The following is a 12,846-nucleotide window of genomic DNA, read 5'->3' on the forward strand; positions in this document are numbered from 1 at the left end:
CCGACAGCGTCCGGCCCCCTCCGCGCCCGATAGACTGGGCTGAGCCGAAACAGGGGGAGGATGCCTATGCCGGTAACGAGCGTGAGTCTCGGACTCGTGGCACTCGCCGCGCTGATCGCTCATCCCGGCCTTCGCCGATTCGGCCCCCGATTCTTCTACGTGCTCGCGCTCGCACCGCTCGCGGCCTGCGCGCTGTACGCCGCGCAGCTGCCCAGCATCCTCGACGGGGCCGCGCTCACCGAGTACGTCAGCTGGGTGCCGCTCTTCGGCCTCGACTGGTCGTTCCGCGTCGACCTGCTCGCCGAGCTCTTCGCGCTGCTCGTCACCGGTGCCGGCGGCCTCATCCTGATCTACTGCCGCTGGTACTTCAGCGACTCCGAAGATGGACTCGCGAGATTCGGCGCCACCTTCGTCGCATTCGCGGGCGCGATGCTCGGCCTGGTCGTCGCCGACAACGTGTACCTCATGTTCATCTTCTGGGAAGCGACCACGGTGCTGTCCTTCCTGCTCATCGGACACGCGTCCAAACGCTGGACCAGCCGCTCCGCGGCGCTGCAGGCGCTCATCGTCACCACTCTGGGCGGCCTCGCGATGCTCGCCGGCCTCGTCGCGCTCGTCGCGCTCTCCGGCACCACCAGCCTCCACGGCATCCTCCAGCACCCGCCGACGGGCGGAGCCGCGGTCGCGGCCGTCTACCTCGTTCTGCTCGGCGCGCTCAGCAAGTCCGCAATCATTCCGTTCCAGTTCTGGTTGCCGGGCGCGATGGCCGCGCCCACGCCCGTCAGCGCCTACCTGCATGCTGCGGCGATGGTGAAGGCCGGGATCCTGATCCTGGCGCGCTTCGGCCCATCCTTCGGCGACATGCCCGGCTACCGCACCACACTCGTCGTGCTCGGCGGGGCGACCATGCTGCACGGCGCGCTGCGCGCGCTCCGGCAGTACGACCTCAAGCTGGTGCTCGCGTTCGGCACGGTCAGCCAGCTGGGCATGCTCACCATGCTCTACGGGCTCGCGGATCCGCGCACCGACGCCGCCGCGACCGTGCTCCTGTTCGCGCACGCTCTGGGCAAGGCCCCGCTGTTCCTCGCGGTCGGCATCATCGACCACCGCGTCGGTACGCGAGACCTCCGCAAGATCAGCGGGCTCGGACGCCAAGCACCCGTGCTGGCCGTCACCGCCGCGCTCGCGGGCGCCTCGATGGTGGGCCTTCCGCCCATGCTCGGCTTCGTCGGCAAGGAAGCCGCACTGACCGAACTCCTCGTCATGCTGCCCGAGGGCGACACCTCGAGCCCCGCGCTCGGCTGGTTCGCGCTCATCGTCATGATCCTCGGCAGCATCTGCACGACCGGCTACGTGCTGCGGTTCCTGTGGGGAGCGTTCTCGCGCAAGCCCGGCGTCATCGGCTGCTCCATCGTGCATCGACAGCACCCCAGCATCCTGTTCGCGCCGATCGTGTTCGTCGTCACGGCCATCGCGGCCGGTATCGGCGCGACCGCGCTCGATCCATTCATCCAGGAGCTCGCGAAGCAGGCCGGCCCGGAGGGGGTCGAGTCCCTCGACCCCGCGCACCTCGCGCTCTGGCACGGGCTGACGCTCGCGCTGCTCATCTCGGTGTTCATCATCGCGCTCGGTGTACTGCTCTTCTTCGTCACGCGCAGGCTCGTCGACCGCCTGCCGGTCTGGCCCGAACGCTTCACCGCGTCCCACGCCTACTTCTCGATCACCCGTGCCGTCGACGAGCTCGCGCTCCGCGTCACCGGGTTCACCCAGCGCGGTTCCCTGCCGTACTACTTGGCCGTGATCCTCTGCGTCACCGTCGTCGCGATGACGGGGACCCTGCTCACGAGCGGGCAGAAGCCGGTCGACACCACGCTCGCGACCAACGCGGTGCAGCCCGTGCTCGCCGTGCTCATGATCGCCGCGGCCATCGCGACTCTGCGCGCGACGAAGCGCTTCCAGGCGCTCATCCTCGTGGGCTTCACGGGTTACGGCATGGCCGCCCTGTATGCGTTCCACGGCGCCCCCGACCTGGCGCTCACGCAGGTCCTCGTCGAAACCGTCACGCTCATCGCCTTCGTGCTCGTGATCCGACGTCTGCCGCAGCGCATGCAGCGCCGGAGCACGCGTAAGATCCGCATCGGCCGGGTCGTGCTCGGCACGGCGCTCGGCACCCTGTTCGGAGCCGCGGTGCTGTTCGCGCTCGGGGCCCGCGTCGCCGATCCGATCTCGCTCGAGCTGCCCAGGCTCGCGGTCGAGGGCGGGCACGGCATCAACGTGGTCAACGTGATGCTCGTCGACATCCGCGGCTGGGACACGCTCGGCGAGCTCTCCGTCGTGCTCTCGGCGGCGACCGGCGTCGCCTCGCTCGTGTTCCTGCGCAACCGCAGCGGCTCCCTGCCGCGCCTCAGCCGTCGCGACGCGCGGAGCCGGGTGCGCGAGCACCTGCAGCGCGTCGCCGATCCGCAGGACCGCACCGAGCGCGGCACCTGGATCCTGGCCGGCCGGCGCCTCGACCCCGCGAACCGCTCCATCATCCTGGAGGTCGTGGTCCGCCTGGTGTTCCACGCCCTCATCATCCTGTCGATCTACCTGCTGCTCGCGGGCCACAACGCGCCCGGCGGCGGGTTCGCCGGCGGCCTCGTGGCCGGCATCGCGCTGGTCGCCCGGTACCTGGCGGGCGGGCGCCACGAGCTGGGGGCGACGGTGCCCTTCGACGCGGGCAGGATCCTCGGCACCGGTCTCGCGATCTCGGTCGCGACCGCCGCCGTGCCGCTGCTCTTCGGCGAGGCCGCGCTCAGCTCGAGCTGGTTCGACCTCGACCTCGGCCCGTTCGGGCACCTCTCCTTCGTCACCTCGACGCTGTTCGACATCGGCGTCTACATGGTGGTCTTCGGTCTGGTGCTCGACGTGCTGCGCAGCTTGGGATCGCAGGTCGACGTCTACGAGGAAGGCGAGGAGATCGAGGAGATCGGGAACACCGACGACCACGACGAGGAGCAGACCGGACCCCACGCGGGCCGCGTCGAGCGGGGAGGATCGCTGTGACCGTCCCGCTGATCCTCGTCATCGCCATGGTGGTTCTGTTCGCCTGCGGCTTCACCCTCATGCTCGATCGGGGCCTCACCCGGATCCTGCTCGGGTTCCTGCTCGTCGGCAACGGCGCCAACCTGATGATCTTCCTGATGTCGGGCACCTTCGGGCACGCGCCGATCGCGGGGGAGAGCGCCCCGGATGAGATGAGCGACCCGCTGCCGCAGGCGTTCATCCTCACCTCCATCGTGATCACCTTCGGAGTGAGCGCGTTCCTGCTCGCCCTGATCTACCGCTCCTGGCGCCTCGACCGCGAAGAGGTCGACGTGGTCTCCGACGACGCGCACGACCTGGAGCTCGCGCAGACCGCCGGCCTCCCGCTCGAGGAGTTCACCGACGCCGAGCTCACCGAGAGCTCCGACTTCGACGACGACGACGGCGACGGCTCCGCCTCGGCACCCGTGCCGCACGACGGGCCGCAGCAGGACGGGGGCCGCCGATGAACCCGTCAGCCCTCATCCCGCTCATCGTCCTCGTGCCGCTCGCGGGCGCCGCGTTCGCGCTCGCCGTGCCGCACAAGGCCCGTGCGCAGCGCGGCATCACGCTCGGCACCCTCGGCCTGATGGTGCTCATCGCCGCCACCCTCGTCTGGGCGAGCGACGTCCACGGCACGCTCGTCATGGAGGTCGGCGGCTGGGCCGCACCCTTCGGCATCGCGCTCGTGGTCGACCGCTTCGCAGCGCTGCTCCTGCTCGTCAGCGCGATCGTGCTGTTCGCGGTCCTCACCTTCTCGATCGGTCAGGGCCTCGCGGACGGAGACGAGGAGACCCCGGTCTCGATCTTCTTCCCGACCTACCTGGTGCTCGCCGCCGGCGTCTCGGAAGCGTTCATCGCGGGCGACCTCTTCAACCTCTACGTCGGCTTCGAGATCCTGCTCGTGGCGAGCTACGTGCTGCTCACCCTCGGCGGAACCGGTCCGCGCATCCGCGCGGGCGTCACCTACATCGTGGTGTCGCTCGTCTCGTCGGTGCTCTTCCTGGTCTCCATCGCGCTGGTCTACGGGGCCACCGGCACCGTCAACATGGCGCAGCTTTCCGAACGCATCGGCGATCTGAGCGCGGGCATGCAGCTGTTCCTGAACGTCGCGCTGCTGGTCGCCTTCGGCATCAAGGCCGCGATCTTCCCGCTCTCGTTCTGGCTGCCCGATTCTTACCCGACCGCCCCGGCCCCGGTCACGGCGGTGTTCGCCGGCCTGCTCACGAAGGTGGGCATCTACGCGATCGCGCGCACGCAGACCCTCATCTTCCCGCACTCGAGCGTCAACGACCTGCTGCTCTGGCTGGCCGGCCTCACGCTCGTCGTCGGCATCCTCGGCGCCATCGCGCAGCTCGACATCAAGCGCCTGCTCTCGTTCACGCTGGTGAGTCACATCGGATACCTGCTGTTCGGCATCGCGCTGAACACTCCGCTGGGCTACGCTGCGACCACGTACTACATCGTCCACCACATCATCGTGCAGACGACGCTGTTCCTCGTCGTGGGCCTCATCGAACGGCACGGCGGCACCACCTCGCTCGCGCGCCTCGGCGGCATGATCAGGACGGCGCCGCTCGTCGCGGTGCTGTTCTTCATCCCGATGCTCAACCTCGGCGGCATCCCGCCGTTCTCCGGGTTCATCGGCAAGCTCGGCCTGTTCACCGCGGCGGCGGAGCTCGGTACCGCCGGTGCGTGGTGGCTGATCGGCATCGGCGCGCTCGTCTCCCTGCTCACGCTGTACGCGCTCGCACGCGCCTGGAGCCTGGCGTTCTGGCGTCCCAGAGGCGAGGGGGCCACGCCCACCGGCGTGCTCGCCCGCCTGCAGGACGCTCCCGATGCCGCACCCCAGCGAGAGTCGCGCGGTATGCCGAAGCTGATGGTCGGGTCGACCGCCGGAATGGTCGTGATCAGCGTGCTCCTCACCGTGTTCGCCGGACCGCTCGTCGCGTATTCCGAGCGCGCCGGCGTGGTCCTCGAGGACGCCGAGAAGCAGACCTCCTGGTACGACGAGCACCGGGTCGATCGGGAGATCACCGGCGACGACTCGAAGGGCGACCACGGCGCCGCTTCGTCGGAGCCGGCTCAGGCACCCGAGCCGGCACCGGCCCGCGGATCGGAGGATCCCTCATGAGCCCCGCACCCGGTCGCCGCGTCGAACGGCGCTTCCGCCTCTACGAGCTCCCGCTGCTGCTCGGGCTCGTGCTGCTCTGGATGATGCTCTGGGGCGAGATCAGCTGGATGTCGTTCGGCAGCGGGATCCTCATCGCGCTGCTCGCGACCCGCCTCTACTACCTGCCCCCGGTGGAGCTCGCCGGGCGGTTCAACGTGTGGTGGGCGATCCGGTACCTCTGGTACTTCTTCACCCACCTCGCGCTCGCGTCGCTGCAGGTCGCCTGGCAGGCCCTCGGGCCCGGGCCCAGGCCCGTGCCCGCGGTCATCGAGGTGCGGCTGCGCACCCGATCCGATTTCATCCTGACGATGACGAGCCTCACGCTGTCGCTGATCCCGGGATCCCTCGTGGCAGAAGTGGATCGCTTCGGATCGACCCTCTATCTGCACGTGCTGAACGCGCCGACGCACGAGGCCATCGAGCGCGTCCGCTGGGACGCGCACCACGTCGAAGAACTCCTGATCCGGACCATCGGCAGCCGCGAGGAGGTGGCCAAGCTCCCATGACGACCCTCCAGTGGATCCTGGTGATCGGCGGCGGCACCGCGCTGACGATCACGCTCATCGCCGCGCTCATCCGCGCGATCATCGGGCCGACCGTGCTCGACCGCATGATCGCCTCGGACGTCTTCCTGACCACCGTCGTGCTCGGGCTCGGCGGCGACATGGTGATCCGGCAGCACACCGATTCGATCACGCTCATGACGGCGATCGCGGCGACCGCAGTGTTCGGCACGATCACGGTCGCGCGGCACGTTCACCGCACCGACGGCCCCGAGCCCGTCGGCCCGATCACCCAGCCGGGCGAACCCGGACCCGAGGACGCTGCGCACGCGACGGAGGAGGCCCGATGAACCTGCCCGAATGGGTCGAGACGGCCTGCGATATCGCCGCTGCGGTCTGCGTGCTGGGTGCGGCAGTGCTGGCCGTCGCCGCGGGCGTCGGTCTGCTGCGCTTCTCCGATCCGCTCTCGCGACTGCACGCGGCGACCAAGCCGCAGATCCTCGGCCTCCTGCTCATCATCGCCGCGGTCGCGCTCTCGGATCGCTCGCTCCTGACGCTGTTCGCGCTGGTGCCGACCTTCATCATGCAGACCCTGACGGCTCCGGTCGCCGCGCACATGATCGGCCGAGCAGCGTATCGCGCGGGGCACATCGATACCGAGCACCTGTCGGTCGACGAACTCGCCCCCGCGGTCGAGCAGTCCGACCACTCCTGAGCGGCGCCGCGGGCCGGCATCCGTCTGCGCCCGTATCGCCAGGACCCCCGCCCGGGGGTCATTTCCCGGGAGTCCGCCGAGACGGACCCTCCCGACTGTTACACTGAGAGGAAGCTGTGTCTTCGCGGCACCGCTGATTCGACCGGTTCAGAAAGGGAAAACCGTGGCTTCAACGAAATCCAGGCCCGCGCGGCGGCTCGCCGCACTGGTGGGCGGCACCGCCGTACTGCTGGGAATGGGGGTGATCGCGCCCTCGGCCGCGGTCGCAGCTCCCGCCCCGGCGCCCGCAGATCCGACCGTCCTCTTCCAGGAGGGCTTCGAGAACGGTACCGGCTCGGAGATCATCGGCCTGCCGGCGTACACCGGGAGCCAGGGGCTTCCTACACCGCTGATCCGTTCTGGCTCAGCGCGGCCGCGTGCAACGGCCTGCTGCTCCAGGGCGGCGGCGACTGGAGCGGATCGGGCGCCCCGTGCGCGACGCCCGAGTCGCGTGCCCGCCTCATGGATCTCGCAGGGGTCCTCGGCGGCGGCGACACGAAGAACCACATCTTCGCGGCCTTCACCGATTCGAACGGGCCCGCGGGGCAGACCCTGCTCGCTCGTTCCGACCACAGCGGGATCCAGCTCACCAAGGGTCGCTTCTATGTGGCGGGCATCGACATCGCCGAGGTGAACTGCTTCGCGGCGGCCGACTCGACGATCTCCTTCGGGCTCGTGCTGCCGAGCGGCGAGGTCATGATCGACGGCGCGCCCGCCGTGGCCTGCAGCACCGGCCAGACGACCACCGTGAACGGGCACGAGATCAAGTACGGCTCCTTCCGGAGCGCCGGTTTCAAGGCGCCCGAGACGGGTGCCGGCGAGTACGTCGTGCGCAACCTCCAGACCTCGGGCCGCGGCAACGACTTCGCCTACGACAACCTCGTGCTGATGGACGCGACCCCCACGCTGCACAAGTCCTTCTCGAAGGACGCGGTCGAGGTCGGGCAGCCGGTCACGATGCAGCTGACCGTGGTGAACACGAGCGAGCTCTCCGAGAAGACCGGCTGGGGCTTCTCCGATGCGATGCCCGCGGGCATGAAGGTGGCATCGACGCCGAACATCGCCTCGACCTGCGCCGCCGGCGACGTCACCGCGGCCGCCGGTTCCTCCGCGCTCTCGGTCGAGAACGGCTCGCTGGCGAGCGGTGCCGAGAGCTGCACGATCTCGGTCGATGTCGTCCTCGACAAGGGCGGCGACTTCACGAACGTGATCACCAGCATGGACGGTCTCGGCGGCACGCCGAGCGCCGCGGTCCGCGCGCTCGTCCCCTCGCTGTCGCTGACCAAGACCGTCGCTCCCGAGACGCTGACCGCCGACCAGCGCGAGGCCACCTACACCTTCACCGTGCGCAACGACGGCGACGTCGACCTGCACGATGTGGCGGTGACCGATCCCGGTCCGATCGGCGGCACGGGCACGATGGGCGCCATCGACTGCGGCGGCGTCACCGACCTCGCCGTTGACGAGCAGATCGTCTGCACGGCCGTCTACACCGCCGGGCTCGATGATCTCGACGGCACCGCGCTGAAGAACGAGGCCAAGGCGTCCGGCGTCAGCCCCGCCGGCACCCGCGTCGACGCCGACGCCTCGGCCCAGCTGCCGACCGTCGCCCCGAAGCCGGAGCTCACCCTGGTGAAGTCCGCCGACACGGACGTCGCGACCCGCGCCGGCCAGAAGATCGTCTACTCGTTCCTCGTGACGAACACCGGGAACGTGACCGTCACCGACGTCGCGGTGGCCGAGGGCGACTTCTCGGGCAAGGGCGAGCTCGGAGACATCGTCTGCCCGGCAGCGGCCGAGTCTCTCGCGCCCCAGTCGAAGGTGACCTGCACCGCCGACTACACCGTCGTGGCTGCGGACCTCACGGGCAAGGCGATCACCAACACTGCGACGGCGTCGGGCACCGGCCCGAACGGTGCGGTCGTGTCGAAGGCGGCAGCCGCGCAGGTGAAGACCCAGGCACCCGCTGAGCTCGCGGTCACGGGCGCGGCGTCCGGCTTCGTTCCGGCCGCCGGCGCGCTGGCGCTGCTGCTCATCGCCGGTGGCGCGACCGTCGTCGCGACCCGTCGCCTGAACGCTCGTTCCTGAGCCGGGAGCGTCGCCTGATCCGATCCGGCGGCGGTAGCGCGAAGGGCCCGGTCCTCCTCGAGGAGGACCGGGCCCTTCGTCGTGCGTCGGCCTAGAGGTCGACCAGGTACCGGCTGTAGGCGGGCACCGTGAGGAACGTCGGGAAGTTGTCGCCGAGCGACACGTCCTCGAACAGCTCCGTCGCGTCGTCGTAGCGGTCGCCCGGGAAACGGTCGAAGCCGGCGACGGTCTCGCGCACGAGCTCCTGCACCCACTCGCGGGTGATGCGGGTGCCCTCGGCGGTCGACTGATCCTGGTGGATCCACTGCCAGATCTGCGAGCGGCTGATCTCGGCGGTCGCGGCGTCCTCCATCAGGTTGTCGATCGCCGCGGCACCGATGCCGCGCAGCCACGCCTCGATGTAGCGGATGCCGATCGAGATGTTCTCCCGCACGCCGGCCTCGGTGACGTCGCGGCCGATGTGCACATCGAGCAGCTGGGCCGCGGTGACCTCGACGTCGTCGCGCTGGCGATCGACCTGGTTGGGGCGGTCGCCCAGCACGGCGTCGAACTCGGCGCGAGCGACCGGGATCAGGTCGGGGTGCGCCACCCAGGTGCCGTCGAAGCCGTCGTTGGCCTCCCGGTTCTTGTCGGCGCGGACCTTCTCCTCGGCACGACGGGTGATCTCGGGGTCGCGACGGTTCGGGATGAACGCACTCATGCCGCCGATGGCGTGCGCTCCGCGCTTGTGCGCGGTCTTGACCAGCAGCTCGGTGTAGGCCCGCATGAACGGCACCGTCATGGTGACCTCGCTGCGGTCGGGGAGCACGAAGCGGGCGCCGCGGCCACGGTAGTTCTTGATGATCGAGAAGATGTAGTCCCAGCGACCGGCGTTCAGGCCGGCGATGTGGTCCCGCATCACGTAGAGGATCTCCTCCATCTCGAACGCGGCGGGCAGGGTCTCGATCAGCACCGTGGCGCGGATCGTGCCGTGCTCGAGGCCGAGGACCTGCTCCGTGTAGGTGAAGATGTCGTCCCAGAGCTTCGCCTCTTCGCTCGACTCGAGCTTCGCGATGTAGAAGTAGGGCCCGCGTCCGCGGGCGACGAGCTCGCGCGCGTTGTGGAACGCGTAGAGGCCGAAGTCGACCAGGCTGCCCGAGGCCGCACCGGACTGGCCGTGCGCGTCGACGTAGCGGATGTGCTTCTCGACGAGGTGCCAGCCGCGGGGGCGCATCACGATCGTGGGGGTCTGCTCGGCGGTGACGCGGTACTCCTTGCCCTCCGGGCTCGTGTACTCCAGCTGGTCGCGGATCGCATCGAACAGCGACAGCTGGCCGCCGATCACGTTGTGCCAGGTCGGGCTCGTCGCGTCCTCCTGGTCGGCGAGCCACACCTTCGCGCCCGAGTTGAGCGCGTTGACCGTCATCTTCGGATCGGTCGGGCCGGTGATCTCCACGCGGCGATCCTCGAGGCCCGGGCCGGGACCGGCGACCCGCCACTCCGCGTCGTCGCGGATGTGCTGGGTGTCGGCGCGGAACTTCGGGTCGCGGCCGTTGCCGATCTCGTACCGGCGGCGCTGCCGGTCGGCGAGACGTTCGTGGCGGATCCCGGCGAAGCGGCGGTGCAGTTCGGTGAGGAACTCGAGCGCCTCGGGAGTGAGGATCTCGGCGGATCGGGGGATGGCGGGGCCGAAGACCTCGATGCGCGGGCCGATGGTCGCGGGGGTGGCGGTCTGCTGCTGCGGAGCCGCCTGCGTGGTGGTCATGATCTGTTCCTTCCGAGGGAGCCGATGATCGAACTGGAGAACCGGTGCCGGGCGATGCACGGGATCGGAGGATCCCGGATGTTCGGCGGTGATTCCATCTTGAACGGGGGAGGAAGGTGCCGATGGGCGATTCCCGGGGTGAAGTTCCCGTGAATTTCTGCTTGGCGGAACTTTCCGGATCTGGCACCATTGGCGTATGACCCTCACCGCAGCCCCGCGCACCTCCGCCGCCGAACCCGTCGAGGACGACACCGCCGACGCGCTCACCCTCGGCCGACGCATCCGCGAGCGACGCGCACAGCTCGGCCTCACGCTCGAACAGCTCGCAACCGCGATCGATCGTGCACCCTCCCAGCTCTCGGCGATCGAGAACGGCAAGCGGGAGCCGCGGTTGCCGATCCTGCGCGCGCTCGCCGCAGCGCTCGATTGCACCGTCGACGAACTGCTCGACGACGAGGCTCCCAGCGAGCGCGCGGCGCTCGAGATCGCGGTCGAGCGGGCGCAGCGGGGCTCGGTGTTCCGCTCGCTCGGCATTCCGGCGATCCGCGTCTCGAAGGCGACTTCCGACGACACGCTGAAAGCGATCCTCGGACTGCACCAGGAGGTCGAGCGCCTGCACCGCGAACGAGCCGCGACGCCCGAGGAGGCGCGCCGGGCCAACACGGAGCTGCGCGCCGAGATGCGGGTCCGCGGCAACTACTTCGCCGAGCTCGAGGCCGAGGCGCAGCGATTGCTCGGCGCGGTCGGCTACAGCGGCGGCCCCGTGTCGCAGCGCACCATCGCCCAGGTCGCCGAGAAGCTCGGCTTCAGCCTGCACTACGTGACCGACCTGCCGCACTCCACCCGTTCGGTGATCGACCGTCGCAACGGGCGGATCTATCTCGGTGCGAACCTGCCCTCGCGCGATGCCCGGGCGCCGATCCTGCGCGCGCTCGCCAGCCTCGTGTGCCGGCATGAGGAGCCGCGCAACTACGGCGACTTCCTGCGGCAGCGCGTCGAGGCCAACTATCTCGCGGGCGCGGTGCTCCTGCCGGAGGACGCGACGGTGGAACTGCTGAGCGCGGCGAAGCGGGAGCGGCAGATCTCCATGGAGGATCTGCGCGACGCGTTCGCGGTCTCGTACGAGATGGCGGCGCACCGCTTCACGAACCTCGCGACCGAGCGGCTGGACCTCGAGGTGCACTTCATGAAGGCGCACGAGTCCGGCACCCTCATCAAGGCCTACGAGAACGACGGGGTGCGCTTTCCCTCGGACGCGCTGGGCAATCTCGAGGGGGCGACCGTCTGCCGCAACTGGACCGCGCGCACCGTGTTCGCGCAGCCGGACCGCTTCAACCCCTGGTATCAGTACACCGACATGGCGGCAGGCGGCACCTACTGGTGCACCTCGCGCGTCGAGAAGGCGAAAGAGGGGGAGTACTCGGTCAGCGTCGGCGTGCCCTTCGACGCGGTGAAGTGGTTCCGCGGGCGGGAGACCTCGCACCGGAGCACGTCCGACTGCCCCGACGAGCGGTGCTGCCGTCGCGCGAGCGACGGCCTGACGCGCAAGTGGGAGAGCGCGGCCTGGCCCGAAGCCGCGACGCCGACGAGCCTGCTGGCCGCCCTGCCGACGGGTACCTTCCCCGGGGTGGACGCGCACGAGGTCTACGAGTTCCTCGAAGCCAACGAAGTGCGCTGAGGCTATGGGTCCGCTGAGCATCTGCGTGCGGCACCCCGCCGCGGGATGCGCCGGGCCTGGCGCTGCGATAGCGTAGAAGAACGACCCCAGAAGTTCACGCCGCACGTCGCGGTACCGGAGGTGAGAGACGACATGAACGCCGAGAATCTCCAGCATCGCCCGGCTGACACCGAGGCCCGCTCCACGCAGCAGTTCCGCGAGGATCTCAACGCGATGATCCGTTCGCGCGCCACCGACCTCACGGTCGACGAGCAGGAGGCCGTTCAGGCGCTCCCCTCGGGCGCGGCGCTGCTGGTGGTGCGTCGCGGCCCCGACCTGGGTGCCCGGTTCCTCCTCGACCAGAAGGTGACCGTCGCCGGTCGCCACCCCGAGGTCGACATCTTCCTCGACGACGTCACCGTGTCCCGCAAGCACGCCGAGTTCCGGCGCGAGGGCACCCGCTTCTTCGTGCGGGATCTCGGATCGCTCAACGGCACGTTCTGGGACGGCCAGCGCATCGACGGCGAAGTCGCTCTCGAAGACGGCTCCGAGGTGCAGGTGGGCAAGTTCAAGTTCACCTTCTTCGCCTCGCGCTTCGATCTCGCGGACCTCGCCTAGCATGGCGGCGTCGGCCGCAGCGGTCCCCGCCGCATCGAATCCGGCCGGTGCCGGGGCTCGGCTGAGCATCGGGCAGGTGCTGTCGCACCTGCAGGGGGAATTCGGCGATCTCACGCCCTCGAAGCTGCGCTTCCTGGAGGAACAGGGGCTCGTGACCCCGGAACGCACGCGCTCGGGGTACCGCAAGTTCTCGCAGGCGCACGTCGAACGGCTCCGTCTGATCCTCACCCTGCAGCGCGACCACTA

10 protein-coding genes and 1 pseudogene are annotated in these 12,846 nt (G+C 69.7%); 10 read left to right on the forward strand and 1 reads right to left on the reverse strand.

The genetic code is table 11. The annotated features are described in order from the left end of the window. Positions 1–66: 66 nt before the first annotated feature. The 7 genes from AB3K78_RS04325 to AB3K78_RS04355 all read left to right on the forward strand — a co-directional run bounded on the left by AB3K78_RS04325 (position 67) and on the right by AB3K78_RS04355 (position 8,581). Positions 67–3,045 (forward strand): Na+/H+ antiporter subunit A, encoded by a 2,979-nt coding sequence (locus AB3K78_RS04325; protein ID WP_416446474.1) that lies wholly within the window; start codon positions 67–69, stop codon positions 3,043–3,045. Further along, on the forward strand, positions 3,042–3,533 hold the full coding sequence (locus tag AB3K78_RS04330) for a Na(+)/H(+) antiporter subunit C (RefSeq protein ID WP_046455385.1): 492 nt from the start codon (positions 3,042–3,044) through the stop codon (positions 3,531–3,533). The genes AB3K78_RS04325 and AB3K78_RS04330 overlap by 4 nt, the downstream gene beginning before the upstream one ends. Beyond that, positions 3,530–5,197: a Na+/H+ antiporter subunit D gene (locus AB3K78_RS04335; RefSeq protein WP_416446476.1), complete on the forward strand. Its 1,668-nt coding sequence runs from the start codon at positions 3,530–3,532 to the stop codon at positions 5,195–5,197. Before AB3K78_RS04330 ends, AB3K78_RS04335 begins: the two co-directional genes overlap by 4 nt. Then, on the forward strand, positions 5,194–5,742 hold the full coding sequence (locus AB3K78_RS04340) for a Na+/H+ antiporter subunit E (RefSeq protein WP_046455384.1): 549 nt from the start codon (positions 5,194–5,196) through the stop codon (positions 5,740–5,742). Before AB3K78_RS04335 ends, AB3K78_RS04340 begins: the two co-directional genes overlap by 4 nt. Beyond that, entirely contained in the window at positions 5,739–6,089 is a 351-nt protein-coding gene (locus tag AB3K78_RS04345; RefSeq protein WP_416446478.1) for a sodium:proton antiporter, read from the forward strand. Before AB3K78_RS04340 ends, AB3K78_RS04345 begins: the two co-directional genes overlap by 4 nt. Continuing rightward, positions 6,086–6,454, forward strand: coding sequence for a monovalent cation/H(+) antiporter subunit G (gene mnhG / locus AB3K78_RS04350; protein WP_416446480.1), 369 nt, complete (start codon positions 6,086–6,088; stop codon positions 6,452–6,454). Before AB3K78_RS04345 ends, mnhG begins: the two co-directional genes overlap by 4 nt. A 501-nt stretch (positions 6,455–6,955) precedes the next feature. Then, positions 6,956–8,581 carry a hypothetical protein gene (locus tag AB3K78_RS04355; protein WP_416446482.1) on the forward strand — a complete coding sequence of 542 codons (1,626 nt, stop codon included), beginning with the start codon at positions 6,956–6,958 and terminating at the stop codon, positions 8,579–8,581. Positions 8,582–8,672: 91 nt separating this feature from the next. Here the strand turns inward: AB3K78_RS04355 and aceB are convergent, their stop codons facing one another. Further along, positions 8,673–10,325, reverse strand: coding sequence for a malate synthase A (gene aceB / locus AB3K78_RS04360; RefSeq protein WP_416446484.1), 1,653 nt, complete (start codon positions 10,323–10,325; stop codon positions 8,673–8,675). Positions 10,326–10,521: 196 nt separating this feature from the next. On the opposite strand from aceB, the gene AB3K78_RS04365 reads away from it, so the two are divergent. The 3 genes and pseudogenes from AB3K78_RS04365 to AB3K78_RS04375 all read left to right on the forward strand — a co-directional run. After that, positions 10,522–12,003 carry a helix-turn-helix domain-containing protein gene (locus AB3K78_RS04365; protein ID WP_416446486.1) on the forward strand — a complete coding sequence of 494 codons (1,482 nt, stop codon included), beginning with the start codon at positions 10,522–10,524 and terminating at the stop codon, positions 12,001–12,003. A gap of 132 nt (positions 12,004–12,135) precedes the next feature. After that, on the forward strand, positions 12,136–12,600 hold the full coding sequence (locus tag AB3K78_RS04370; protein ID WP_416446488.1) for an FHA domain-containing protein: 465 nt from the start codon (positions 12,136–12,138) through the stop codon (positions 12,598–12,600). Position 12,601: 1 nt separating this feature from the next. Further along, a pseudogene (locus tag AB3K78_RS04375) lies at positions 12,602–12,823 on the forward strand (MerR family transcriptional regulator); the annotation flags it as partial. Positions 12,824–12,846 lie beyond the last annotated feature (23 nt).

The organism is Leucobacter sp. HNU (assembly GCF_047946755.1).
Lineage (GTDB): Bacteria > Actinomycetota > Actinomycetes > Actinomycetales > Microbacteriaceae > Leucobacter.

What these genes read in the sequence shown, in the direction of transcription:
- AB3K78_RS04325 (WP_416446474.1), top strand. Translation starts at nt 67, where the DNA reads ATGCCGGTAACGAGCGTGAGTCTCGGACTCGTGGCACTCGCCGCGCTG.
- AB3K78_RS04335 (WP_416446476.1), top strand. Translation starts at nt 3,530, where the DNA reads ATGAACCCGTCAGCCCTCATCCCGCTCATCGTCCTCGTGCCGCTCGCG.
- AB3K78_RS04340 (WP_046455384.1), top strand. Translation starts at nt 5,194, where the DNA reads ATGAGCCCCGCACCCGGTCGCCGCGTCGAACGGCGCTTCCGCCTCTAC.
- AB3K78_RS04345 (WP_416446478.1), top strand. Translation starts at nt 5,739, where the DNA reads ATGACGACCCTCCAGTGGATCCTGGTGATCGGCGGCGGCACCGCGCTG.
- mnhG (WP_416446480.1), top strand. Translation starts at nt 6,086, where the DNA reads ATGAACCTGCCCGAATGGGTCGAGACGGCCTGCGATATCGCCGCTGCG.
- AB3K78_RS04355 (WP_416446482.1), top strand. Translation starts at nt 6,956, where the DNA reads ATGGATCTCGCAGGGGTCCTCGGCGGCGGCGACACGAAGAACCACATC.
- aceB (WP_416446484.1), bottom strand. Translation starts at nt 10,325, where the DNA reads ATGACCACCACGCAGGCGGCTCCGCAGCAGCAGACCGCCACCCCCGCG.
- AB3K78_RS04365 (WP_416446486.1), top strand. Translation starts at nt 10,522, where the DNA reads ATGACCCTCACCGCAGCCCCGCGCACCTCCGCCGCCGAACCCGTCGAG.
- AB3K78_RS04370 (WP_416446488.1), top strand. Translation starts at nt 12,136, where the DNA reads ATGAACGCCGAGAATCTCCAGCATCGCCCGGCTGACACCGAGGCCCGC.